The sequence below is a fragment of the Aeromonas sp. QDB31 genome (genome assembly GCF_027707605.1).
Taxonomy (GTDB): Bacteria; Pseudomonadota; Gammaproteobacteria; order Enterobacterales; family Aeromonadaceae; genus Aeromonas; species Aeromonas media.
Genome location: NZ_JAPCIX010000013.1, coordinates 23,238 through 49,172, shown reverse-complemented (window position 1 = coordinate 49,172; position 25,935 = coordinate 23,238). Strand labels below are relative to the sequence as shown.

Genomic DNA, 25,935 nt, shown 5'->3' with positions numbered 1-25,935 from the left:
GCCAGACGAGAGCCGGGAGGCATCCAGCCTCCCTGCTCTTTTTCTCCTTCTGCATGTTCTGTCGTCTTGCTAGCTGGCGTCGGCGCCCACCGGGGTGCAGGGCTTGCCGCCCTCTTGAACATCCCCCTCCCGGTATGCACGGGTCGCTGCCGCCCCGGTACCGGATAGCAGGAAGTAGGAGAGCGCCGGCACCCCGATCAGGGCCCCCAGCATGTTCCACAGGAACATGAAGGTGAGCAGTATGCCCATGTCGGCCTGGAACTTGATGGGAGACCAGATCCAGCCCACCACACCGGCGTCCAGGGTGATCCCCACCAGCCCCACCACCCGGCCGGTGAAGGCCACGGCCTGGCGATAGGCGTCCACCAGTGACATGCCCTGGCGCTGATGGTGCAGTTGCACGCTCAGCAGGTAGAGCGCATAGTCCACTCCGATGCCGACCCCGAGCGCAATCACCGGTAGGGTCGCCACCTTGACGCCGATCCCCATGAATACCATCAGCGCCTCGCACAGCACCGAGGTAAGCATGAGGGGCACCAGCGCCACCACGGTCGCCCGCCAGCTGCGAAAGGTGATGAGGCAGAACAGGGTCACCGCCAGATAGACGTAAAGCAACATGGTGCGGTTGGCCTCATGCACCACCATGTTGGTGGCGGCCTCGATGCCGGCACTGCCCGCGGCGAGCAGGAACTGGCGATCCGCGGTGCCGTTCTCCTCGGCAAACCGCTCGGCGATGGCCACCACGCCGCTCAGGGTCTCGGCCTTGTGATCCTTCAAGTACGCGATCACCGGCATCAGGGAGCAGTCGGTGTTGAACAGCTCTGGGGTGTTCACCGAGGCCTGCTGGGCGGCATAGTTCAGCACGTTCTGGTTACGCTGGAGGCTGGCGAGCCTGGGGTTGCCCTCATAGGTGCCGGCGGTGATCTGACGCACCGCGTTGACCAGCGAGCTGGTGGCCTGTACGCCGGGATGCTGCTGCAGCTCCCACCCCAGGCGATCGGCCAGGATCAGGGTCCGGTAGTCGAGGCACCCCTCCGGCGCCGTCTTGATCATGACGGCAAAGAGATCGCTCGAGAGGGCGTAGTGGCCGGTGATGTAGGCGTTGTCCCTGTTGTAGCGGGAATCCGCGCGCAGCTCGGGGGCCCCGCTGTCCAGATCGCCCACTTTCAGGTTCAGGCTCACCAGGTAGCCGCCTATCCCCATGGCCAAACCCAGCAGAACCACAACGGTGGCCCACTTGCGCTCGGTGCAGCGATCCAGCAGCGCCCAGAGTCTGCCGAACCCCTGGTTGGCGGCGGCGTGGGTCTCTATCCTGAGCGCTCGCTCGGCCGCCTTGCGGCCCACCCCCACATAGGAGAGGGCTACCGGCATCAGCAGCAGGGAGGTGAAGATGAGCACGGCCACCCCGATGCTGGCAGTGATAGCGAGATCCTGAATGACCGGGATGTCGATCAGCATCAGCACGGCGAAGCCCACCGCGTCGGCGAGCAGCGCCGTGACCCCGGCCAGGAAGAGGCGGCGGAAGGTATAGCGCGCCGCTATCTGGCGGTGGGTGCCACGGGCGATGTCCTGCATGATGCCGTTCATCTTCTGGGCCGCGTGGGAGACCCCGATGGCGAAGATGAGGAAGGGCACCAGCACCGAGTAGGGATCGATGGCGTACCCCAGCCAGGCGACCAGCCCAAGCTGCCACACCACGGCGATGAGCGAGCAGCCCACCACCAGCAGGGTACTGCGCACGCAGCGGGTGTAGAGGAAGATGATGACGAGCGAGGTGACTACCGCCAGGGCGAAGAAGAGGATCACCTGAATGAGGCCATCGATGAGATCCCCCACCAGCTTGGCAAAACCGATCACCCGGATCTTGTACTGACCCGTCCCCTCCTCCCCCGCCTGGTGCGGCTTGCCGTCAAATTCAATCTGGCTGCGCAGCTGCTCGATGCGCTGGGAAAAGGCATGGTAATCGAGGGGCTTGCCGGTGGCCGATGCCTTGTCCAGCAGGGGCACGATCAGCATGCTGGACTTGAAGTCGCTCGCCACCAGGCTGCCGACGATGCCGGCCCGGTTGATGTTCTGGCGCAGTTGCTCGATGTCGGCTGGCTTGCCCTGATAGGCATCCGGCATCACGGGCCCGCCCTGGAACCCCTCCTCGGTCACCTCGGTCCAGCGCACCGCCGGGCTCCACAGAGACTTCATCCAGGCCCGGTCGACTCCTTCCGTCAGGAACAGCTCGTCATTGACCCGTTTAAGTACGCCGAGATAGTCGGGGTCGAAGATGTCCCCCCGGGTATTCTCCACCACCACCCGCACCGAGTTGCCGAGGCCACGCAGGGAGTCCCGGTTCTCCAGGAAGTTTTTGATGTAGGGCTGGCTCTGGGGGATCATCTTCTCGAAGCTGGGTGCCAGCGCCAGGCGGGTCGTCCCCATGTAGCCAAGCACCAGGGTCGCCAGTGTCATCAATAACATGAACAGGGCTCTATGGTTGAACACCAGCCGCTCCAGCAGGTTGCCGGAGTGCCTGTCGAACTGTGCCAACTCGCGGATCACCGGCATCGCATCTTGCTTCACATGGCCCATCTCTGGATCCTCGTTATCGTTATGGGGCCGTCATCCGGTGACGGCCTGCTTTCACACACGTTATTTGGCCGCAGTCGGCATGCGCACCCCGCGGCTGCCCACCAGCGCCAGGGTGCCATCGGCGGTCAGGGCCGCGCCCGCCACCGGCGATGGCTCGGCCTGGGGCAGCAGCGTGAGCGGCTCGTTGCCACACTGGAGCAGCATGTGACCGGCCTGGGTAAACAGGCGGAACTGGCCATCGGCCCCCTGCATCGCGGTGCTGATGCTGATGGGCAGCGGACTGGCCAGCCGTACCCAGTGCTGGCCGTCATCCGTGCTGCGATAGGCATGGCCGCGCAGCCCGTAGATCAGCAGCTCGCCGGGTCGGCCGATGAGGCCGAAGAAGCTGCCGTCATAGGGGCTTGGCAAGGAGACGAAGCGCTGCGTCCCCGAGTCCCACTTGCGCAGCAGGCCCTGCTCACCCACGAGATAGAGGTCGTCACCGGCCCGGGCGATGGCATTGAGGTGCAGCCCCTGGGGGTTGTCGGTGCGATCCTGCAGCGGTGTCCAGCTTTGGCCACCATCCTGGGTGCGCAGGATCAGGTTGAAGACCCCGACCACGTAGCCGACCCTGTCATCCTGGAACCAGACGTCGAGCAGCGGCTTGTCGGCCCCCTCCTCCACCAGGCGCTGGCCCTCCTCCACCCATTGCGGCCACTGCGCGCTGTCCGGCTCGGCACGGGCCAGCGCCGTGTAATGACGCAAGACCAGTTCCCCGATCTGGCGGCCATCCAGCTGTTTTTGCCAGCTGGTGCCGCCATCCTGGCTGTGCAGCACCACGCCATCCCCCCCCACCGCCCAGCCCTGCTCGGGAGTAGGGAAGACGACGGCGTTCAGATCCGAGCTCACTGGCACCCTGGCCTGCTGCCAGCCCTTGCCTTCGTCGTCGGAGTAGAGGATGTGACCCCGCTGCCCCACCGCCACCAGCCGCGACCCGGCACGGGTCAGATCCAGCAGGGGGCTGTGCCGGGCCAGAGCGCTCGGCTTGGCTGGCAGATCCAGCACGTCGATATATTCAGACGCCAGCACGGCACCCTGCATCAGCAGGGCGCAGCACAGCGCCAACTTGTTGAATGAACCCATACGTCCTTGTCTCCATATGCGCCGGGGACGCCGGCACGAACAGCCGGGAGCCGGGCTCGCCTGCGGCGAGCCTGGTTCCCGTCAGCGTCAGCGGATCCCCGCCCCGGCCAGAGACTCCGGCGACCACTTCGCCTTCGACAGGGAGGTGCCGTACTTGATGCCGCCGTAGGGACCCACCACGCCGTTGATGTTGTAGCTGCCCGCCACCAGGTCATAGATCATGAAGGGCGTCGCATCCGGAGTCTCCTTGTCGTAGCTCTGGCTCAGGAAGGCAAAGGAGCCACGATAGAGCTGACCACGGGCGTCGTACTGATCGGAGGCCAGCGCCACCCAGCTGTCTTCGTCCAGGTAGAAGCGGCGCTTGGCGTAGATGTGGCGCTCCCCGGCCTTGAGGCTGCCCTCCACCACCCAGACCCTGTGTTTCTCCCAGCGCACGTGATCCGGTGACAGGAAGTTCGGGGTGGTCAGGGCACTGGCATCGGGCTGATAGGTCAGTCGATAGGTGTTGTAGGGCACGATCATCTCCTGCTTGCCCACCAGCTTCCAGTCGAAGCGGTCCAGCGCGCCGTTGAACACGAACACATCGTCATAGGTGCCCGCCCCCGAGGTGCCCGGGTTCGGGGTGTCATAGGCCAGGTTCGGCGCCAGCTTGACCCGGCGCTGCCCCGGCAGGTACTGCCAGGCCTTGCGCGGCTGCTCCAGAGGGTTGGCGGCATCGCGCAGCATGATGGCCTCGCCGGCGCGCCGGGCCGGCCCCGTGTAATGGAGCTTCATCTGGTAGTAGGTGTCTTTGGCCGAGATGGGCTTGGTCATGTCCTCGTAGATGGCGTAGTTGATGAAGGCCTGCCCCGTGGTGGAGAGGGCCGCGACCCCGGCAGAATCGACGTTCCAGGAGTCGTACTTGGTGGCGATGTTCACCCCCTGGTAGCGCAGCAGGAAGTTCCACATCGCCTCGGCCCCGCTCTTGGGGATCGGGAAGGGAATGCCCGGCAACACCTTGTCCACCGCCATGCCCCCCGCCAGGGTGGTGGCGTTCAGCGCGTTCTGCTTGGTGTTATCCAGCACCGCCTGGGGCAGCGCCACGCTGCGATGGGTCGGATAAACGTCCACCCGGAAGTCCGGGAAGCGCTTGAGCAGCTCCGCCGTGGTGGCGGTCAGCGCCCCCTGGTATTGCGCCGCGTTCTTGCCGGTGATCACCTGCAGCGGCTGCTCGCCCGCATAAGGATCCGGGCGCATGCTGTCACCGGCCTTGAAGCCGGCGGGGGGCGTGGTCAGCCCCCCGCTGTAGGCGGGGATGCTGCCGTCGGCATTGGCGGCCGCGTCGGCGCCCACCAGGGTCAGGCTGGTGCCGAGCTGCTGTGCTTCACTGCTGGAGACGGCGGCCAGCGCCTGGCCCGCAAGGGCCAGGGTGAGGGCGGCGGTCAGCATGGTCTTGTTGAATGTCATATATCGTTCTCCGACTCGGTCGCTTGACTCAGTAAGTGGTCTTCAGGGTCAGGTAGAGGGCACCTCTGTCTTCCGTGGTGGCACCGCCACCGGAGAAAGAGGCGTAACCACCGGCATAACAGGTGTTGCGCTGGGCGCCATCGAGGGCGTTGGGCGTGGTGCCATCCTCGGCACCGTCATTGCACTCGGCAGACTCGCCAAAGGAGTCCACGTATTTCAGATCGACGAAGTACTGGTTGTAGAGGGTGGCGCCGAGGCCCACCGCGTAACTCCCGGTATCTTTCGCCCCGCCCGCCTGGACCGGGGAGATCCCCGCCAGCCCCCAGTTCACCGAGAGCGGCATGCTCATGTCGACACCCGGCAAGACCTGGTACCAGATCGGCGTGAAGTTGACCGCCAGCCCCCAGTTATCGCGGGTCGGCTTGTCGATGCCGGTGTAGCTGTCCTCCCCCTTGTAGAGCGCCTTGTTGTGGTCATCCAGGCTCAGCAGGTTGCTGTAGTAGAGCTCGCCGAGCAGGGCGGCCCCGTCGAACAGCGCCGTGTCGGCGATGGTCATCAGGCCGTTGAGGGTCCAGTGCAGGGTATCGCCGGTGGCGCCATAGCCATCGGAGTCATCGGTGATCACCCCGGTGTCGGCATTGCGGGGAGGCAGGGCGCCCAGGCCGGCGGCCAGCCCGCCCGGGCCCGGGGCGCTGAGCAGGGCCGGGATGCTGGAGAGCGGCATCTTGTGGCGGTAGTTCAAATCGCTGCCGACGCTGACCCCGGCCACGTCCTTGGAGAGGCTCAGGCCGAAGATGTCGATGTCGTCGCCATAGGCCATGGAGTAGCTGGTGGTCGAGATCGAATTGCGCAGGTTGAGGATCGGGTTGGCGGTGGCACCACGGACACTGAGGCCACGGGCATCGAGCACCGCCTGGGGCAGGATGTCGGCGGTGCGGCGGTAGAAGGCCCCCAGGGTCGCATCCAGCGCCTCGGGTGACCACTTGGCCATGATGCCCCAGTCGCCGTGCTTGCCCGGTTCGATGTCATCCCCCCGGCGAATGTTGCTGAGGGTGCCGCTCGGTCCGGCGAGGCCCGGCCCGCCGGTGTGGCCCAGCAGGAAGGACTGGGCACCAAAGCCCACCAGATCCGAGCTGCCATAATAGGTACCGGCTTCCGGCAGGCGGGCGGCGTTCCAGTCCAGGAAGTACTGGGCGGCGAAGGTCCACTCCGGGTTCAGGGTGAAGGAGGCTGAAACCTGGTTGCGGGGCACGAACAGCTCTTTCGCTTCCGTCCCCGGGGAGGCCGCCAGCTTCGCGAGATCGAGCCCCGACTGGCCATAGCTGAGGGCGTGTACCGGGCTCAGCAGGGTTTCTCCCCAGTAGAGGTTGTGCTGACCTATCTTGACCCCGAGCAGGGACTCGTCACCCAGCTCCATGTTGTGGAACACGAAGGCGTCGAGCAGCTCACCGGAGGGGCCATGGTAATAGCGGTCGGCATAGTCGCTCAGATGACGGTTGCCCGCCACCGGGGGCTGCCCGACGATACCGGAGCTGGCGCTGTTGCCGTTGATGAAGGGGTTCTCGTCAGCGCCGACGTCGCGATAGGCGTAGTCATACCAGCTGGCGGCGCTGATGCGAAAGCCGGTGTTGCCCTTGTTCACCACGTCCAGCTCGGTCAGCAGATCGAAGCGGGTGGTGACGGTATCGCCGGCATCCTTGAAGTTGTAATCCCCATCGTTGTTGTTCGGGGTGGCGAGCATCCGCTCGTCGGCACTCTCGGTGCGCACGCCGTAGTTGAACTTGCCGGTGTTGTCGAAGCGAACGGACCACTCTTCGCTTCCGGTATCGACTTCGACCGCCTGAACGGTGGGCATGAGGACGGCCGCAATGGCCGTCGCCAGCAGGCTGAGGCGCAGGACGCCGCAACCATGACTCGTGTGCATGTAATCCATTACAGTCTCTCCGAGTGTCGTCATCTGATTTAGTTGTTGTTATCTGTTTGCTCGCCGTTTCCGTTGGCTTTGCATTGATGCAAGCGAGATGACCTGGCTGATGGCGCACCACCTTGTTTGGCACTCGAGGATGCAGCTCTGTTTTTGCATCGGCCCCGGGGTGTCGCTCACGCTGATGAGCTCGGTTTTTCTCTCTTGTGTGCCGACTGTAAGGCCTCCCTCCGGGGCCACGCTTGCCATTGAACGTCAGCCACTTTTCATTTGATGACAGCGCCGGCGGAGGATGGCAAAGGACGCCCAAAGCGGTGTCAGACAACCCCGATTACGGGCCTGTTTGCCTGTCTGGCGGGATGGGCAGGATGCGTGGGGGAAGAGTCAGGACGAAGGGGAGACGGGTGTCAGACATAAAAACGGCGGGGAAAGGCCAGGCCCCCTCCCCACCGAAAGCCAGACGATCAGCGCGCGATGGCGCAGCCGGTGGCGGCCTGCAGCGCCTCGAACTCGATGCCGGGGGCCAGCTCCACCAGGCGAAGGCCGGTGGGGGTCACGTCCAGCACGGCGAGATCGCTGATGATGCGATCCACCACGCCGACCCCGGTCAGCGGCAGGGAGCACCACTCCAGTATCTTGTGCTCTCCGTTCTTGGCGCAGTGCTCCATCAGCACCACCACCCGCTTGACCCCGGCCACCAGATCCATGGCGCCCCCCATGCCCTTGACCATCTTGCCCGGGATCATCCAGTTCGCGAGATCCCCGCGCTCGGAGACCTGCATGGCCCCGAGCAGGGCCAGGTTGATGTGGCCGCCGCGGATCATGGCAAAACTCTCGGCGCTGTCGAAGAAGCTGCTGCCGGGCAATGTGGTGATGGTCTGCTTGCCGGCGTTGATGAGATCGGGATCGAGCTCCTCTTCGCCGGGGAAGGGGCCGATGCCGAGCAGGCCGTTCTCGCTCTGCAGCCACACCTCCATGCCGTCCGGGATGTAGTTGGCCACCAGGGTCGGCAGGCCGATCCCCAGGTTGACGTAGAAGCCGTCCTGCAGCTCCTTTGCGGCGCGCTGCGCCATCTCTTCACGAGTCCAGGCCATCGTTAACAACTCCTCTGTGCGCAATGTTGTAAAACGAACGCTGCTGGCAGCACTTGCGCGCAACACGGCGCCATCTCTTCACGGGTCCAGGCCATCGTCAGCTCCTCACTGTCCGCACTTCGATACGCTTCTCGGGATGGGGGTTCAGCACCAGCCGCTGCACATAGATGCCGGGCAGGTGGATCTCGTCGGGGTCCAGCTCGCCGACCTCGACTATCTCCTCCACCTCGGCCACGCAGATCCGTCCCGCCTTGGCGCAGAGCGGGTTGAAGTTGCGTGCGGTCTTGTTGAACATCAGGTTGCCCGCCCGATCCGCTCTGGCCCCCTTGATGAGGGCCAGGTCCGCCGTCAGGGCGTGCTCCATCACATACCACTCGCCGTCGAACTGGCGGGTCTCCTTGCCTTCCGCAATCAGGGTGCCGTAACCGGTGCGGGTGAAGAAGGCGGGGATGCCGGCGCCGCCGGCCCGCAGCTTCTCCGCCAGCGTCCCCTGGGGGGTGAACTCCAGCTCAAGCTCCCCCGCGAGGTACTGGCGCTCGAACTCCTTGTTGCCCCCCACGTAGGAGGAGATCATCTTCCTGATCTGGCGGCTATGGAGCAGCGGCCCGAGGCCGAACTCATCCACCCCGCAATTGTTGCTGATGATGGTGAAGCCGCGCTTGCCGCTCTGGCGCAGCGCCTCGATAAGCTGTTCGGGAATGCCGCACAGGCCGAAGCCCCCCGAGGCGATGGTGATGTCGTCCTGCACCAGATCGCCAAGGGCGGCCTGGGCGCTGGGATAAACCTTGTTCATAAATACCTCTCTGCTCTCTGGCTAGTCCGTTGGCCACGGGGGCGTTTGCTCTTCTTCAATGACGGGGCGTCTTGATTGGACCTGTCTCCCCCCTCCCAGCCCCCCCTGTGAGAGGAGGACCAGGGTCGGGGTTTCTCCGTACGTTATGGCTTGATGCCCCAATGCATCAGGGTCAGCACCAGGGCGACCAGGAAGGCGGTCTCCCCCACCATCAGCAGGATGGGCTTGATGCCGACGGCCGCCAGCTCTTTGAGCTGGGTCTTCATGCCGATGGCGGCGATGGCGATCACCAGGCACCAGCGCGACAGCTCGTTGACCCCTCCCTGAACCATGGCGGGCACCAGGCCTGTGCTGTTGATGCAGGCCAGCACCAGGAAGCCGACGGCGAACAGCGGCAGCAGGGGCGGACGCTTGCCGGAGGCGGGATCCGCCCCCTGCCTGCGGGTGATCATGGCGGCGACGACGATCACCGGCAGCAGCATGGCGACCCGCATCAGCTTGACCACGGTCGCCACGTCACCCGTCTCGGTGGACATGCTGTAGCCGGCTCCCACCACCTGGGCGACGTCGTGGATGGTGGCGCCGAGGAAGACCCCGGCCTCCACCGGCGTCAGCTCGAAATAGCGGGCGATCATGGGGTAGAGGATCATCGCCAGGGTCGAGAGCACCGAAACCCCGATCACGGTGAACAGGGTGGCTCGCTCCTTCTGGGGATGGCTCGGCAGGGAGGCTGCCAGGGCCAGGGCGGCGGAGGCGCCACAGATGGCGGTAGCCCCGCCGGTCAGCATGCCAAACAGGCGCTGGAAGCCCATCGCCTTGGCGGCGACCACCGACAGGCCTATGGTGACCACCACCAGGGTGACCACCAGCAACACCGGCATCCAGCCCAGCTCGGCGATCTGGCCCAGGGTGATGCGCATGCCGAGCAGGGCGACCCCGATGCGCAGCACGCTGCGCGCGGTGAATTCGATGCCGGCCTTGCAGGTTCCCTCGGCGCTGAGGAAGTTCAACCCCATGCCGAGCAGCAGGGCAAACAGCAGCACGGGAGCACCGTAGTGCTCGGACAGGAAGGTGGCGGCGGCCGCCACCGTGATGCTGACCGCCATGCCGGGGGCCAGCTCGCGTACCCGCGAGAAACGGGCAGTGGCGGTGGGGTTCAACGCGTGCATGAAGCGGCGTCCTCTAGTGGAATGACGATATGGAGTTGGTCACCCGCCCACTCGACCAGGTAGCGGTTGACTCTGAGCTGGGTGGAGCCCAGCAGATAGCCGGTGTTCAGGTTGAAGCGCAGGCCGTGGGCACAGCACTGGATCACCTCCCCCTCCAGCCGGCCGCCGCACAGGGAAGCGCCCTGATGGGGACAGCCGTCATCGATGGCGTGGAAACGGCCATCGACGTTGAACAGCACCAGGCTCTTGCCCTCAGCCTCGATGAGGATCCGCTTGCCCGGCGCAGGCACCCGCTCGGCAGGCACCGCAATCCGTGTCGCCGACGTCCGGGCCGCCGCCACGACGGCCTGGCGCAGGCTGGTGAGCAGGCGCTCCACCGGCTGGGCTCCGGAGAGGACCCGTCCTCCCAGCACGAAGCTCGGAACCCCCTGGCTGGCGGCCCCCTCGGCGGTGCCAAGGAAGGGGGTACCATCCCCCTGCAGGCTGCTCACCAGCTCGGCGGACGAGAAGCCGACCGCCTCGGCCAGCCCCAGCAGGGTACTGCCATCCCCCAGATCCCCACCGTGCAGGAAGTGGCTGGCGAACAGGGACTCCAGCAACGCCTCGCACTGGGACGGGCTGCCGAGCTGGCAGGCCCGTTGCCACAGGCGGTGGGCATCGGCGGTGTTCGGCATGCGGGGGATCTTGCCAAAGTCCAGCTCAACGCCGACGCTGGCCGCTGCCTGTCGCACCTGGGCCTGACGCAGGCTCATCCCCTGCTCGCTGCCAAGGCGCCGCAGATAGAAGTCGTGAAACGCCTCCCCCTGCACCAGCAGCGCGGGCAGCAACTGCACCCCGCGCCAGCTCACGGCAACCTGCACCTCGGGCTGCGCCACCCGCAACTGAGCCAGCGCCTGATCCAGCTGACGCTTGCCGATGAGACACCAGGGACAGATGAAATCGAAATAGACCTCGATGCTGAGCGTCATGCCCTCACCTCGCTGCCCTGGGGGCCGGTGGTGACCAGGCGGGCGTCACCTTCGAGCCTGGCCACGTCCTTGTGGTAGTGGCGCTTGCCGTAGAAGAAGACCACCGCCGCCGCGACACTGATGAGGGGCACCAGCTGGAAGGCGTTGTCCAGGCCGATGTGGTCTGACACCTTGCCGGTGATGAAGGGACCGGGCGCGAGGCCAAGCAGGTTGTTGGCCAGCGTCAGGGTCGCAAACGCCGTACCGTGCACGCTGGCATGGGTGAGATTGGCCACCATGGCACCGGCGGGGCCTGAGGTGCCGGTGGCGATGAACATTCCCAGACCGATCAGCAGCAGCTGAGGCAACCCGGCCGGCAGGGCAAACGCCAGGGAGAGCAGGGCACAGCTGCCGAGGCAGTAGGCGATGGCGAGGCTTATCTTGCGATCCGGCCGGTTGCGGCACAGCCGATCGCTCAGCATGCCGCAGAGGATCATGCCGGCCCCGCTGCACAGCACTATGATGGCGGCCATGAGCCCCGCCTTGTCCGTGTCCAGTCCGTAGTAACGGTTGAAATAGCTCGGCATCCAGACGATGACGGTGCCGCCGACGAACAGTTGCAGACCGCTGCCCACATAGGCCGAGATCACCGAGCGGCTGGAGTAGAGGCTGCGCAGGGGATTGCGACCCGCCTCCGTGCTCCCCCGTGCCGCCCGGCTGGTCTGGGAGATCCGCGCCTCCTTGACGATGAGGGGATAGAGGGCCGCCAGCACCAGACCGAACAGCGCCATGCCGGCGAAGGCCCAGCGCCAGCCGAGGAAATGCGCCAGCACGCCCCCGGTGGCCATGCCGAGCACGGAGCCGAACATGCCGCCGGAGATGAAGGCGCCGGAGAGGGTGGCTCGCATCTCCCGCGGGAACACCGAGACCACCACGGCGATGCCGACGCTGCCGTAGGCGGCCTCCCCCACCCCCACCAGGAAGCGGGCGATGAACATCTGCTCATAGTCCTGAGCCAGGGCGCAGCCCAGGGTCGCCAGGCTCCAGAGCGCGGCCATCATGGCCAGGCTCTTGACCCGGCCGAACCTGTCGGCGAGCAGGGAGAGCGGAAAGGTCAAGAGGCCGACCATCAGCGCCACTATGCCACTGAGCAGCCCCAGCTGGGTGTCGGAAAGTGCCCACTCCCCCTTGAGCATGGGGAAGACGGCGTTGAGCACCTGGCGCGACATGTAATCGGAGATGAGCAGACCGAAGGTCAGCGCAAACACTATCCAGGCATAACGACGGGGCACGGCAACCTTGCCGGCCTGGGGGTCGTCATCGATATGATACGTAGCCATACAATCCCTCGTGCTACTTCAAGTTGGGCAGGATCCCGGTCAGGGCACCGGTGGCCGGAGCCACCGGGCACCCACTACTGATGCATCGCTCAGTTTTGCTGGGTGCTGCATAGTGCAAGGGCTGCCGCCCTTTGGCAAACAGAGTTGACGGGTCGCGGTGCTGGTTTTTCATACCGCGACCCATCTGGCTCAGCGCTGCGGCACACCGAGCTGGCCAGGGACGCGGTTCGGCGCCATGCCATTGGCCAGCAGGGTCTCCTCGATGCTGTCGTACTGCACGCCGATGCGGTAGATGGCGCGGGCCTCCTTGCCATTGGCCACCTCGCGCCCCAGCTCGTGGGCGACGCGCACGCACTGGCGGATCTGCTCCACCGAGCTCATGCGCTGGCCGTGCTGGCCTATGATGGTGTCCTCGATGCCGCAGCGCGGGTGCAGCCCCATGGCCATGGCCATCATGTTGAACGGCAACACGTTTTTGAGCAGCGATTCGGCGGTAATGCAGGCACCGTCCGGCGCACGGTGGACGAAGTTCATGAAGTTGAACGGGTTGGGGCCGTCGAAGCCGCCACCGATGCCGATCCAGGTGAGGTTGAGGGGGCCCATGTAAACCCCCTTGCGCACCAGGCGCTCCAGGGTCTCGAGGGCGTGCATGCCGGTCAGCTGGAAGTGGGGCTGGATGCCGCTGGCCATCAGGCGCTTGAGGTGCTCCGCCACCCAGGCCGGGCCGGCCGGCACCGTCATCTCGCTGTAGGCGGCCTGGTAGGCCGGGTTTGCCAGCGACGTGCCTGCCAGGTACTCCGGATAGAGCAGCTCCATGATGTTCATCTGGGTGGTGTTGATGGCCACCGTGACCTGATCCGGTTTCGGGGTCAGCTCCGCCAGCATGTGGCGGGTGTCATCGGAGAGCCACTTGGCCGCCTCCCCCTCGCCTTCCGGGGCGAAGGAGATGGAGCCGCCGACCTGGATGATCATGTCCGGCACCGCCTTGCGTACCCCGGCGATCAGCTCGTTGAACTTGGACAGGCGCTTGGAGCCGGTGCCGTCCAGCTCGCGCACGTGCAGGTGCAGCACGGTGGCACCGGCCTCGTAGCACTCCACCGCCTTCTGGACTTGCTCCTCCATGGTCACCGGGATGTCTTCCGGGAAGTCGCCCGGCGCCCACTCAGGGCCATAGGGGGCCACGGTGATGACCACCTTCTCCATGTTTTCCGGGTGCAGGGAATCGTCAAAAAATTGCATCTGTTTCTCTCCTTGAGGTGAAGCTGTGCCCGGACGATCCACTCGCCCGGGCATCGTTGATCAGAACCTGTCTATCAGAAGGGGGTGTCACCCATGATCCCGGCCCGCTCCATCTTGCGATGGCTGGGGGGGTAGTCCATGGCGGCATAATGCTGGGTGCTGCGGTTGTCCCAGATGGCCACGCTGCCCGGCTGCCAGCGCCAGCGCACCTGATATTCCGGGATATAGGCCTGACTGATGAGGTAACGCAGCAGATCGCTGCCTCCCATGCTGTAGTCCTGGCCGACCCGCACGTGGGCCGGTGTGTGGTAGTTGGTGAAATGGGTCGCGAAGGCGTTGACGAACAGGATCTTCTCGTCCGTCTCCGGGTGGGTGCGCACCACGGGGTGCTCCGCATCCGGAAACTGCGCCTTCAAGGCGAGCCGCTTCGGGGTGGGCATGGCCGCCCCGAAGCTCGCCTCTATGCTGTGACGGGCGCGCAGACCGGCGATCTTCTGCTTGATCTCGTCAGGCAACTGCTCGTAGGCCACCACCATGTTGGCCCAGAGGGTGTCGCCCCCCACGGGTGGGCACTCCACGCAGCGCAGCACGCATCCCATGGGGGGTTGGGCACGCCAGGTGGCATCGGTGTGCCAGGCGTTCTCGTAGCGATCACTCGGCACATCCGGCGACTTGTAGATACGCACCAGGCCGGGGTTGTCCGGATCGCTGCCCGCCACCGGGTGATCCTCCAGCTCGCCGAAGCGGCGGGCGAAGGCCACGTGATCGGCCCGGCTGATCTCCTGCTGACGCAAAAACAGCACTCTGTGCCTGAGCAGGAGGGTGCGGAGCTCGGCGAACAGCCCTTCATCATGAACGGCGTCCGCCAGGCGCACGCCGCTCAGTTCGGCGCCGATATGGCAGGTCAGTTGTTCTACACGCATGTCTCTCTCCCTGAATGACAAGTCGATGCTGTCAGGCGCCGCCCTTGAGTGCGGACTGGCCTGAGATCCGTGGCCTAGATGATGAAGACGGAAGAGCCCGTGGTCTGGCGCGACTCCAGATCCCGGTGGGCCTGCGCTGCGTCCTGCAGCTCGTACTTCTGGTTGATTTCGATCTTGATCCGGCCGCTGGCCACGTGATCGAACAGCTCGCCGGCCAGCGCCTCCTTCTCGGCCGGGTCGGCGATGTAGTCGGCCAGCGCAGGACGGGTCAGGTAGAGGGAGCCCTTCATGGCCAGCAACTGGGGGTTGAAGCCGTCGATGGGGCCGGAGGCGGTGCCGACGCAGACCATCAGGCCGCGGCGCTTGAGGGAATCGAGCGACCCGATGAAGGTGCTCTTGCCGACGCTGTCAAACACCACGTCGACCCCGGCGCCACCAGTCAGGGCACGCACCCGGGTGGCCACGTCTTCATGGCTGTAGTCGATGGTGAAGTCGCAGCCGTGGGCACGGGCCAACTCGGCCTTGGCGTCGCTCGACACGGTGCCTATCACCGTCAGCCCCAGCAGCTTGGCCCACTGGGCGACGATGAGGCCAACGCCCCCTGCAGCAGCGTGCAGCAAGATGCTGTCACCGGGCTTGAAGGCATGGATGCGGCGCATCAGGTAGGCGGAGGTGAGACCGCGCATGGTCATGGCGGCAGCGGTCTCGAACGCTATGTTATCCGGCAACTTGATGAGCGGGGCGGCCGGGATCAGGCGCTGGGTGGCATAGGCGCCAAGGGTATTGATGAAGCCGGTGTAAGTGACGCGATCCCCGACGGCGACGTTGGTCACCCCCTCGCCCAGCGCTTCCACGACACCGGCCGCCTCGACGCCGAGGCCGTTTGGCATGGGGATGGGATAGGTGCCGTTGCGAAAATAGGTGTCGGCATAGTTCAGACCGACCGCCGCGTGGCGCAGGCGCACCTGGCCCGGCCCGGGCTCGCCAACACTGACCTCTTCATAACGCAGGACCTCGGGCCCCCCGGTTTCATAAAAGCGAATGGCGTTGGCCATAGCTGTTCTCCAGATTCATTCATGGGTGAAAACATCGTCCAGAGTGAATCTAGGGGTTTACGTAAACGTCCGCTTTGCATCGGGCGACAGCCACTTTTCATCTCATGACACCCCCCTTCGAATTCGTTGCCCCCCCTCGTGGAAGACGACAGAATCGGCCCTGCTCCCCATGGCGGCGTCATGCCATTGACCCGGCGCACCTGGGGCATCAAGAGCTATCCAATTGAATGGCAAGTAGTTATCAAAAAAGGGGTCGCCTGTACCCGCAGATTGACGGGCCTTGGACCTAAGCATAATTGACGTTAACGTCAACGTAGTGTGAGATGGTTCTATTCACAGCGAAACATGAGCAGCATGAAAGGAGTCACTATGTCTAACTTGTCCCCCTCGGCCGGGACGCGTTTTCGCACCGCGCTGGCCAATGAGAAACCCCTGCAGATCGTTGGCACCATCAACGCCTATATGGCGCTGATGGCCGAACGCAGCGGCTTCAAGGCCCTCTACCTCTCCGGCGCCGGGGTGGCCAACGCCTCTTATGGCCTACCGGATCTGGGCATGACCTCCATGAACGACGTGCTCATCGATGCCGAGCGCATCACCGCCGCCACCGAGATCCCCCTGCTGGTGGACATCGATACCGGCTGGGGCGGCGCCTTCAACATCGCCCGTACCGTCCGCGCCTTCGAGCGCGGTGGGGTGGCCGCCGTCCACATGGAGGATCAGGTGGCCCAGAAACGCTGTGGCCACAGGCCGAACAAGGCGGTGGTCTCCATCGCCGAGATGGTGGACAGGATCAAGGCGGCGGTGGATGCCCGCCGGGACGAGCACTTCGTCATCATGGCCCGCACCGACGCCCTGGCGGTGGAAGGGCTGGGCTCGGCGCTGGAGCGCGCCGCCGCCTATGTGGAAGCAGGCGCCGACATGATCTTCGCCGAGGCGGTCACCGAACTGGAACAGTACGACCGCTTCAAGCAGGCAGCCGGGGTACCGATCCTCGCCAACATGACCGAGTTCGGCAAGACCGAGCTGTTTGACAAGGAGGCGCTCGCCGCCCACGGCGTCGACATGGTGCTCTACCCACTTAGCGCCACCCGCGCCGCCAACCAGGCCGCCCTCAACGTCTATCAGCAGCTGCGCCGCGATGGCCACCAGCGCGCCGTGGTCGACACCATGCAGACCCGGGAGTCTCTCTACGACTTCCTCGGCTACCACCACTACGAGCAGACCCTGGACAGGCTGTTTACCCAGGACCTGTCTACCAAGGAATAACACGGCGACCGGCCGTCTCATGCTGGCGGCCGGCGCTTCAACGGACTGAATGAGGAAACATGTGATGAGCGCCATTCCCGAAACCACCGGCTTCAAACCGAAGAAATCCGTCGCCCTCTCCGGCACCGCCGCCGGCAATACCGCCCTGTGTACCGTGGGCCTCTCCGGCAACGACCTGCACTACCGTGGCTATGACATCCTGGATGTGGCCACCAGCTGCGAATTTGAAGAGATCGCCCACCTGCTGGTGCACGGCCATCTGCCCAATGTGGCCGAGCTGGCCGCCTACAAGGCCAAGCTCAAGGCTCTGCGTGGCCTGCCCACCGGGGTCAGGACCGCCCTGGAGCAGCTGCCCCCCTCCGCCCACCCCATGGACGTGATGCGCACCGCCGTCTCGGTGCTGGGCTGCCTCTCGCCGGAGAAGGACGATCACAACCACCCGGGTGCCCGGGACATCGCCGACAAGCTGATGGCCTGCCTGGGGTCCGTGCTGCTCTACTGGTACCACTTCAGCCACAACGGCAAGCGCATCCATGTGGAGACCGACGACGACTCCATCGGCGGCCACTTCCTGCACCTGCTGCACGGGGAGAAGCCCCGTGACTCCTGGGTGCGCGCCATGCACACCTCCCTCATCCTCTATGCCGAGCACGAGTTCAACGCCTCCACCTTCACCGGCCGCGTCATCGCCGGCACCGGCTCCGACATGTTCTCCTGCATCACCGGCGCCATCGGTGCCCTGCGCGGGCCCAAGCACGGTGGCGCCAACGAGGTGGCCTTCGAGATCCAGAAACGCTACGAGAATCCGGACGAGGCCGAGGCAGACATCCGTGCCCGCATCGAGAAGAAAGAGGTGGTCATCGGTTTCGGCCACCCGGTCTACACCGTCTCCGATCCCCGCAACAAGGTGATCAAGGAAGTGGCCCGCGCGCTCAGCCTGGAGCAGCACAACACCAAGATGTTCGACATTGCCGAGCGGCTGGAGTCCACCATGTGGGAGGCCAAGAAGATGTTCCCGAACCTCGACTGGTTCAGCGCCGTCAGCTACCACATGATGGGGGTGCCCACCGCCATGTTCACCCCGCTGTTCGTCATCGCCCGCACCTCCGGCTGGTCCGCTCACGTCATCGAGCAGCGCATCGACGGCAAGATCATCCGCCCGAGCGCCAACTACGTCGGCCCGGAAGACCTGGTGTTCGTGCCGCTCAAGGAGCGCAAGTGATGATCAACACTCAATACCGCAAGCCCCTGCCAGGCACGGTGCTTGACTACTTCGATGCCAGGGAGGCGGTGAACGCCATCACCCCCGGCGCCTGGGACAGGCTCTCCTACACCGCCCGCGTCCATGCCGAGAACCTGGTGCGTCGGTGCGATCCGGCCATCCTCGGCGAGTGCCTCGGCCAGATAGTCCATGGCAAGCGCGAGCGCGACTTCCCCTGGTTCCCGGCGCGCGTGGTGTGCCACGACATCCTGGGCCAGACCGCCCTGGTGGACTTGGCCGGGCTGCGTGACGCCATCGCCGATCAGGGGGGGGATCCCGCCCAGGTCAATCCCGTGGTGCCGGTGCAGCTCATCGTCGACCATTCGCTGGCCGTCGAATGCGGCGGCTTCGATCCGCAGGCGTTCGAGAAGAACCGCGCCATCGAGGATCGCCGCAACGAGGATCGCTTCCACTTCATCAACTGGACCAAGCAGGCGTTCAAGAACATCGAGGTGATCCCGCCGGGCAACGGCATCATGCACCAGATCAACCTGGAGAAGATGTCCCCTGTCATCCACGCCGATCGCGGCCTGGCCTATCCGGATACCTGCGTCGGCACCGACAGCCACACCCCCCACGTGGATGCCCTCGGCGTCATAGCCGTCGGGGTCGGTGGGTTAGAGGCCGAGAACGTGATGCTGGGCCGCGCCTCCTGGATGCGGCTGCCGGAGAGCGTCGGTGTGGAGCTGACCGGCAAGCCGCAACCCGGCATCACCGCCACGGATCTGGTGCTGTCGCTCACCGAGTTCCTGCGCCAGCAGAAGGTGGTCGGCGCCTATCTGGAGTTCCGTGGCGAGGGCGCCGCCGCCCTGACCCTCGGCGATCGGGCCACCATCTCCAACATGGCGCCGGAATATGGCGCCACCGCGGCCATGTTCTTCATCGACGGCCAGACCATCGACTACCTCAGACTCACCGGCCGTGACGACGAGCAGGTGAAGCTGGTGGAGACCTACGCCAAGGAGGCGGGCCTCTGGGCCGATGCCCTGGTGGACGCCCAGTACGAGCGCGTGCTGCACTTCGACTTGTCGACCGTGGTACGTACCCTGGCCGGCCCCTCCAACCCCCATCGCCGCCTGCCTGTGGCCGAGCTGGCCACGCGCGGCATCGCGGTGGATCTGGACAAGGCTCGCGCCCAGGAGGCCGACGGCCTGCTGCCGGATGGCGCCGTGATCATCGCCGCCATCACCAGTTGCACCAACACCAGCAACCCGCGCAACGTGATTGCCGCCGGCCTCTTGGCGCGCAACGCCAACAGGCTCGGTCTCAGCCGCAAGCCCTGGGTCAAATCCTCCCTGGCGCCCGGTTCCAAGACAGTCGCCTTGTATCTTAAAGAGGCGGGGCTGGACGACGAGCTGGAGCACCTCGGCTTCGGCGTGGTGGCCTTCGCCTGCACCACCTGCAACGGCATGTCTGGTGCCCTGGATCCTGCCATCCAGCAGGAGATCATCGATCGCGACCTGTACGCCACCGCCGTGCTGTCGGGCAACCGCAACTTCGACGGCCGCATCCACCCCTATGCCAAGCAGGCTTTCCTCGCCTCCCCGCCCCTGGTGGTGGCCTACGCCATCGCCGGCACCATCCGCTTCGACATCGAGAAGGACGTGCTCGGGGTGGTGGACGGCAAGGACGTTCGCCTCAAAGACATCTGGCCGTCGGACGAAGAGATCGACGCCGTGGTCAAGGCCTCGGTGAAGCCGGCCCAGTTCCGTCAGGTCTACATTCCCATGTTCACCCTCGAGGAAGAGAGCGGCCCCAAGGTGGCGCCCCTGTACGACTGGCGCCCCATGAGCACCTATATCCGCCGCCCGCCCTATTGGGAGGGCGCCTTGGCGGGTGAGCGCACCCTCAAGGGGATGCGGCCGCTGGCGCTGCTGCCGGACAACATCACCACAGACCACCTCTCCCCCTCCAATGCCATACTGCGCAGCAGCGCGGCGGGTGAGTACCTGGCGAAAATGGGCCTGCCGGAGGAGGACTTCAACTCCTACGCCACCCACCGCGGCGATCACCTGACCGCCCAGCGCGCCACCTTCGCCAACCCCCAGCTGGTCAACGAGATGGCGGTGGTGAACGGCGCGGTGAAGAAGGGATCCCTCGCCCGCGTCGAGCCGGAAGGTCGGGTGATGCGGATGTGGGAAGCCATCGAAACCTACATGTCGCGCAAGCAGCCGCTGATCATCGTCGCCGGCGCCGACTACGGTCAGGGCTCGTCCCGTGACTGGGCGGCCAAGGGGGTGCGGCTCGCCGGAGTGGAGGCCATCGCGGCGGAAGGCTTCGAGCGCATTCACCGCACCAACCTCATCGGCATGGGGGTGCTGCCGCTCGAGTTCAAGCCGGGCACCAGCCGCCTCACCCTGGGGCTGGACGGCACCGAGACCTACGATGTGGTGGGGGAGCGCCAGCCGCGCGCCGATCTCACCCTCGTTGTCCGTCGCCGCAGCGGCGAGGTGGTCGAGGTGCCCATGATCTGCCGTCTCGACACCGCCGAGGAGGTCTCGGTCTACGAGGCGGGCGGCGTGCTGCAACGCTTCGCCCAGGACTTCCTGGCGTCGACGGCGCACCAGGCAGCAAGCCAGGCCTAACGTCAAGACGGCAGCCCCCTGGCTGCCGTCTTCTATCCCGAACAAGCACGATCAGGACAATTTCTATGGCTCCACTCTCTTCGACTCACGCACCTCAAGTCAGAATCCCGGCCACCTATATTCGCGGCGGCACCAGCAAGGGCGTCTTCTTCCGCCTATCTGACCTGCCCGAGCGCTGCCAGGTGCCCGGCCCGGCCCGCGATGCGCTCTTCTTGCGGGTGATCGGCAGCCCCGACCCCTATTCGGCCCACATGGACGGCATGGGGGGCGCCACCTCCTCCACCAGCAAGTGCGTGATCCTCGCCAAGAGCAGCCAACCGGATCACGACGTGGACTACCTCTATGGCCAGGTCGCCATCGACAAGGCGCTCATAGACTGGAGCGGCAACTGCGGCAACCTCTCCACCGCCGCCGGCGCCTTCGCCATCCACGCCGGGCTGGTGGACCCCTCCCGCATCCCGGACAACGGCACCTGCGTGGTGCGGATCTGGCAGGCCAACATTGGCAAGACCATCGTTGCCCACGTGCCGGTGACGAACCGTCAGGTTCAGGAGACAGGCGACTTCGAGCTGGACGGGGTCACCTTCCCCGCCGCCGAAATTGTGCTGGAGTTTCTTGACCCCTCCGACGAGGGTGAGGACGGCGGCGCCCTCTTCCCCACCGGCAACCTGGTGGATGAGCTGGAGGTGCCGGATTCTGTTGTAAAGAGCGGCACCTTGAAAGCCACCCTGATCAGCGCAGGTATCCCGACTGTGTTCGTCAACGCCGAAGATATTGGCTATGAAGGCACGGAGCTGCGCGAGGCCATCAACACCGATCCCGAGGCACTGGCCCGCTTCGAGCAGATCCGCATCGCCGGGGCCCTGCGCATGGGGCTAATCAAGACTGCAGAAGAGGCAGCGACCCGCCAGCACACGCCGAAAATTGCCTTCGTCGCGCCGGCGAAGGATTACCGCACAGCCAGCGGCAAGGAGGTGAAGGACGGTGAGATCGATCTGCTGGTGCGGGCGCTCTCCATGGGCAAGCTGCATCACGCCATGATGGGCACCTGCGCCGTGGCCATCGGCACCGCGGCGGCCATTCCCGGCACCCTCGTCAACCTGGCGGCAGGTGGCGGCGAGCGCGAGGCGGTGCGCTTCGGCCATCCCTCAGGCACCTTGCGGGTGGGTGCAGAGGCGCGGCAGATAGAGGGACAGTGGACGGTCACCAAGGCGGTGATGTCGCGCTCCGCCCGCATCCTGATGGAAGGCTGGGTGCGGGTGCCGGGGGATGCCTTCTAGCCCTTTCGCCACCGGCATGAAAGAGGCCCAAGCGATTGCCTGGGCCTCTTTGTGATGATGTTCACCTCAAGGACTTATCTCACCCTGGCCGCTGGCGGGGCTGCTCCACCACTCATCCGCCTGTGGTTGCGGACGCGCCACGCACTCCACAAGGCGCGGGATACTCTTCTTCGCATCGCCACCGATCAACCTCTTCACCTGGTCAGCCGGGCATTTGCCGTCGTCCACATAGGCAACCTTCCCATAAGGGAGGATGCCCGGTGCAGGATCCTGGCTCAGATAGGTGATGGGGGTCGGGGCAAGGACACTGCAACCCGACACCAGACCCACCAGCAACAGCGCCCCTGACAACACCACTCTCTTCCATATGACAACCATCTGCCACTCCCTGTCATGATCTGTTACATGCATCGGCACGCCTGCACCCATGCGCCCCTGACACCGGCAGTGTGCCAGCCATCCCCACGGGCCGACAGCCATCCAGGGCGGCGCTGTGACGATTCCAGACACAGCAAGGACCGGCACAATCACAGGGCCCAGGCCTGGCTGACGGAGCACCTTCGCCCCCTTGTTCATGCGCAATACATCTTTGCTCTGGAATAGTAGGAGCCGACACTGTTGGGGGGCGCTTGAAATCAGCGCTCGTCATCCATACATTCAGTGCATACAATGCGTTAACGAAGCGGAATCTGCCGCCTCACCCCGGAAATCAAGAGGACATCAAGATGGATACCCGTTCTATCTACACTGGCACCCAGAGTGCCGTGCGCGACACCAACAAGGTGCTGCGCAATACCTATATGCTGCTCTCCCTCACTCTTGGCTTCTCTGCCGTGGTTGCCGGGGTCGCCACCGTCATGAACATGCCGCCCCTGCACTGGGCCATCTTCCTCGTCGGTGTCTACGGTCTGATGTTCCTGACCGAGAAGAACCGTGACAACGGCATGGGGCTGGTGTTCACCTTCGCCCTGACCGGCCTGATGGGCTACAGCCTGGGCCCCATCATCAACATATACATGAACAATGGCGGCGGCGAGATAGTGATGACGGCCCTTGGCGGCACCGCGCTCACCTTCTTCGGTCTGTCGGCCTATGCCCTGACCACCAAGCGTGACCTCTCCTTCATCGGCGGCATGCTGTTCGTCGGTTTCTGGGTGCTGCTGGTGGCCATGGTCGCCAACATCTTCCTGCAGATGAGCGCCCTGAGCCTGGCCCTGTCCGCCATGTTCATGCTGTTCTCCTCCGGCGCCATCCTGCTGACCACCCAGCAGATAGTGCGCGGCGGCGAGACCAACTACATCTCCGCCACCGTGACCCTGTATGTCTCCATCTACAACATCTTCCTGAGTCTGCTGAGCCTGCTTGGCGGCAACCGCAACTAAGCGCTGTTTCTGATGAACAAAACCCCGCTACGGCGGGGTTTTTATTGTCCGCCTCCCCTGCTAGGGTGAAGGCGTCAGTACAAAAACGGTATGAAGAACCCGGCCCTGATTTGGATCAGGGCTCTTTCGTAGCCAACCGGCTATTCTCTCGCTTTCGATTCGCTCAAGGGTTGCATCTATCCCATGCCCATGGTTTCTGCCGATCTGCGGCACCGCTTACTGATTGCTCACGCTGCCGATGCCCCTGCACACAAGGACAGTGTTCCCCATGCCCATTGATCTCGCGGGCCTGCTGCGCCGCCTGCTGTCTGACAGCCATATCTACTTCGCCCTCAAGGTGCTGCTGGCCATCCTGGGGCTGCTCGCCTTCGCCCTGGCCACCGGCGACATCCAGCTCACCGTGCTGCTCTCCCTCGGGGTCGTGGCGGGCGCCATCGCCGAGACCGACGACAGCCTGTGGGGCCGGGTCAAGAATCTCGCCATGACGCTGGTCTGCTTCCTGTTTGCCTCCCTGTGCGTGCAGTACCTCTTCCCCACCCCCTGGCTGTTTGCCATCGGGCTCGCGGGCTCCACCTTCATCTTCGTGATGGTGGGGGCGCTCGGGCAACGTTACGCCACCATCAGCTTCGGCTCCCTGCTCATCGCCATCTACACCATGCTGGGGGCCGCCAAGGCGCCGGATCTCTTCTACCAGCCGCTGGCGCTCGGTGCTGGCGCCCTCTGGTACGGTCTGGTGTCGCTGGTCTGGCTCTGGCTGTTGCCCTACAAGACGCTGCACGAGCAGCTCGCCCAGAGCTATTTCGCCCTCGGCCGCTACCTGCTGGAAAAGTCCCGCTTCTTCCCAGCGGACGAGCACGGCGCCCAGGCCATTCGCCACAACCTGGCCCAGCTCAACATCAACCTGGTCAATGCCCTGAACCTGACCAAGACGGCGCTCAATGCCCGCCTCAGTACCCGCCATCAGGCGGCGCCCGAGCTCGCCGGCCTGCTGCGGCTCTACCTGCTGGCGCTGGAGATCCAGGAGCGGGCCACCTCCAGCCACTACCCCTACAGCAAGCTGGAAGCGGAGCTCAAGCAGGGCATCGTCCTCGACGGCTTCCAGGAGGTGTTCCTGCAGCTCTCGGAGGCGTGCCAGCGACTCGGTTACGCCATCCTGGTGCACAAGCCCTATGCCCATCACAAGCGCATCCACTGGACCCTGGAGGCCCTCGGCGATCAGCTGGAGTTCACCCATCTCAAGCAGCACTATCCCAAGACACTGCTGACGCCGATGAAGTTCCTGCGCCGCAACCTGGCCAGCATCAACGAGCTGCTGGCCAGCGCCGAGGAGCTGCAAAACCCCGCTGCCCCTCCTGCCAGCCTGCCGCCGCTGGCAAGGCCAGCCTCCTTGCCGCTGCTCACCCTGCTCAAGCAGCACCTGACCCCAGACTCCATGGTGTTTCGCCACGCCCTGCGACTGTCGCTGGGGCTGGTGGTGGGTTACGGCATACTGCAGGCCTTTAGCCTGGACAAGGGCTACTGGATACTGCTGACGGTGCTGTTCGTCTGCCAGCCGAGCTACAGCGCCACCCGACGCCGTCTGGTGCAGCGGATGCTCGGCACCTTCGCCGGCATCTTGATAGGCGTGCCCGTGCTGTGGCTCTTCCCCGAGCTGCACCTGCAACTGGGGATCATGGGGCTGGCCGCCTTCCTGTTCTTCACCCAGGTGCGCAGCAACTACAGCGCCGCCGTCTGCTTCATCACCCTCTACGTGCTGATGGCGTTCAACCTGCTGGACGGCATCGGCTTCGCCATCCTGGGGCCGCGCCTGCTCGATACCCTGCTCGGCTGCCTGCTCTCCTACGCTCTGGTGGCCTGGCTCTGGCCGGACTGGCAATACAAGCGGCTGCCGACCCTGATTGCCAACTCCCTCTCCGCCAACGCGCGCTATCTGTCGGCGGTACTCGCCAGCCTGCACCGCCAGCGGGACGAGTCCCTCGACTACCGGGTGGCCCGCAAGTGTGCCCACCTGGCCGACAGCGAGCTGGCAATGGCCTGGCAGAGCATGCTGGTGGAGCCGAGCAAGCGCCGCCGATTCCTCGATCTCTGCTTCACCCTCACCTGGCGCAACCACGCCCTGCTCTCCTACATCTCGGCGCTCGGGGCCCATCGGGACAGGCTGGAACCCATAGAGGGCCTTGACGAGATCAGCCGCCACATCAGCCATACCCTGGAGCGGGCCGCCGGCCATCTGGCGGGTGAGATGCCGGCCCGGCTCGAGGGGGCATGCCCGGCCATCACCCCGGACAGCAGCGAGGAGCAGCTGATGCTGACGCAGCAGCTCACCCTCATCAGCCAGCTGGCGGATGAACTGCTGATGCTGGCCAACGACGGCCAGCTGCTCACCCGGCAAGGCAACGTCTGACAGGCGAAGAAAGGCACCAGTCCAGAGAACGCACACCGGGCGGGGCGACGGCCCTGCCCGGTGAATTATGCCCCCTGGCGCGCCTTCGCCGGTTGCTCGCCGAAGATCAAGGCGCTACCATGCCC

The 25,935-nt window shown here is 65.1% G+C and carries 19 protein-coding genes; 6 read left to right on the top strand and 13 right to left on the bottom strand.

What is annotated here, in order from left to right; genetic code table 11:
• Window positions 1–69: 69 nt before the first annotated feature.
• The 12 genes from PG898_RS13930 to PG898_RS13875 form a co-directional block, all read right to left on the bottom strand.
• Complete coding sequence (locus PG898_RS13930) at window positions 70–2,577, bottom strand: efflux RND transporter permease subunit (protein WP_270824423.1); 2,508 nt, start codon at window positions 2,575–2,577, stop codon at window positions 70–72.
• Window positions 2,578–2,637: 60 nt separating this feature from the next.
• On the bottom strand, window positions 2,638–3,699 hold the full coding sequence (locus PG898_RS13925; RefSeq protein WP_270824424.1) for a WD40/YVTN/BNR-like repeat-containing protein: 1,062 nt from the start codon (window positions 3,697–3,699) through the stop codon (window positions 2,638–2,640).
• Between the two features lie 87 nt (window positions 3,700–3,786).
• Entirely contained in the window at window positions 3,787–5,145 is a 1,359-nt protein-coding gene (locus tag PG898_RS13920) for a DUF1329 domain-containing protein (RefSeq protein ID WP_270824425.1), read from the bottom strand.
• Window positions 5,146–5,173: 28 nt separating this feature from the next.
• Entirely contained in the window at window positions 5,174–7,078 is a 1,905-nt protein-coding gene (locus PG898_RS13915; protein WP_270824427.1) for a DUF1302 domain-containing protein, read from the bottom strand.
• 455 nt (window positions 7,079–7,533) lie between these two features.
• Window positions 7,534–8,163: a CoA transferase subunit B gene (locus tag PG898_RS13910; protein WP_182788552.1), complete on the bottom strand. Its 630-nt coding sequence runs from the start codon at window positions 8,161–8,163 to the stop codon at window positions 7,534–7,536.
• Between the two features lie 97 nt (window positions 8,164–8,260).
• Window positions 8,261–8,956 (bottom strand): CoA transferase subunit A, encoded by a 696-nt coding sequence (locus tag PG898_RS13905; RefSeq protein WP_042648400.1) that lies wholly within the window; start codon window positions 8,954–8,956, stop codon window positions 8,261–8,263.
• Between the two features lie 143 nt (window positions 8,957–9,099).
• Entirely contained in the window at window positions 9,100–10,125 is a 1,026-nt protein-coding gene (locus tag PG898_RS13900; protein WP_171268889.1) for a YeiH family protein, read from the bottom strand.
• Complete coding sequence (locus PG898_RS13895) at window positions 10,113–11,093, bottom strand: DsbA family protein (RefSeq protein WP_270824428.1); 981 nt, start codon at window positions 11,091–11,093, stop codon at window positions 10,113–10,115. Before PG898_RS13895 ends, PG898_RS13900 begins: the two co-directional genes overlap by 13 nt.
• Window positions 11,090–12,412 (bottom strand): MFS transporter, encoded by a 1,323-nt coding sequence (locus tag PG898_RS13890; protein ID WP_005329486.1) that lies wholly within the window; start codon window positions 12,410–12,412, stop codon window positions 11,090–11,092. The genes PG898_RS13895 and PG898_RS13890 overlap by 4 nt, the downstream gene beginning before the upstream one ends.
• Window positions 12,413–12,601: 189 nt before the next feature.
• A complete protein-coding gene (locus PG898_RS13885; protein ID WP_270824429.1) occupies window positions 12,602–13,651 on the bottom strand; it encodes a 3-keto-5-aminohexanoate cleavage protein in 1,050 nt (349 codons plus the stop codon).
• A 74-nt stretch (window positions 13,652–13,725) separates the two neighbouring features.
• Window positions 13,726–14,574 (bottom strand): TauD/TfdA dioxygenase family protein, encoded by an 849-nt coding sequence (locus PG898_RS13880; protein ID WP_005329478.1) that lies wholly within the window; start codon window positions 14,572–14,574, stop codon window positions 13,726–13,728.
• A 74-nt stretch (window positions 14,575–14,648) separates the two neighbouring features.
• Window positions 14,649–15,629 carry a quinone oxidoreductase family protein gene (locus PG898_RS13875; protein WP_270824430.1) on the bottom strand — a complete coding sequence of 327 codons (981 nt, stop codon included), beginning with the start codon at window positions 15,627–15,629 and terminating at the stop codon, window positions 14,649–14,651.
• Window positions 15,630–15,998: 369 nt separating this feature from the next.
• On the opposite strand from PG898_RS13875, the gene prpB reads away from it, so the two are divergent.
• The 4 genes from prpB (at window position 15,999) to prpF (ending at window position 22,024) form a co-directional block, all read left to right on the top strand.
• Window positions 15,999–16,898, top strand: coding sequence for a methylisocitrate lyase (gene prpB / locus PG898_RS13870; RefSeq protein ID WP_270824431.1), 900 nt, complete (start codon window positions 15,999–16,001; stop codon window positions 16,896–16,898).
• 64 nt (window positions 16,899–16,962) lie between these two features.
• Complete coding sequence (prpC, locus tag PG898_RS13865; protein ID WP_042648406.1) at window positions 16,963–18,120, top strand: bifunctional 2-methylcitrate synthase/citrate synthase; 1,158 nt, start codon at window positions 16,963–16,965, stop codon at window positions 18,118–18,120.
• Window positions 18,120–20,744: a Fe/S-dependent 2-methylisocitrate dehydratase AcnD gene (acnD, locus tag PG898_RS13860; RefSeq protein ID WP_270824432.1), complete on the top strand. Its 2,625-nt coding sequence runs from the start codon at window positions 18,120–18,122 to the stop codon at window positions 20,742–20,744. The genes prpC and acnD overlap by 1 nt, the downstream gene beginning before the upstream one ends.
• Before the next feature lie 65 nt (window positions 20,745–20,809).
• On the top strand, window positions 20,810–22,024 hold the full coding sequence (prpF, locus tag PG898_RS13855; RefSeq protein WP_270824433.1) for a 2-methylaconitate cis-trans isomerase PrpF: 1,215 nt from the start codon (window positions 20,810–20,812) through the stop codon (window positions 22,022–22,024).
• 66 nt (window positions 22,025–22,090) lie between these two features.
• Here the strand turns inward: prpF and PG898_RS13850 are convergent, their stop codons facing one another.
• Window positions 22,091–22,402, bottom strand: coding sequence for a DUF6719 family protein (locus PG898_RS13850; protein WP_270824434.1), 312 nt, complete (start codon window positions 22,400–22,402; stop codon window positions 22,091–22,093).
• A 347-nt stretch (window positions 22,403–22,749) separates the two neighbouring features.
• Here PG898_RS13850 and PG898_RS13845 point away from each other — a divergent pair, with 347 nt between their 5' ends.
• Together PG898_RS13845 and yccS are read left to right on the top strand one after the other, a co-directional pair.
• Window positions 22,750–23,406, top strand: coding sequence for a Bax inhibitor-1/YccA family protein (locus PG898_RS13845; RefSeq protein ID WP_270824435.1), 657 nt, complete (start codon window positions 22,750–22,752; stop codon window positions 23,404–23,406).
• 268 nt (window positions 23,407–23,674) lie between these two features.
• Complete coding sequence (gene yccS / locus PG898_RS13840) at window positions 23,675–25,810, top strand: YccS family putative transporter (RefSeq protein ID WP_270824436.1); 2,136 nt, start codon at window positions 23,675–23,677, stop codon at window positions 25,808–25,810.
• Window positions 25,811–25,935: the final 125 nt, after the last annotated feature.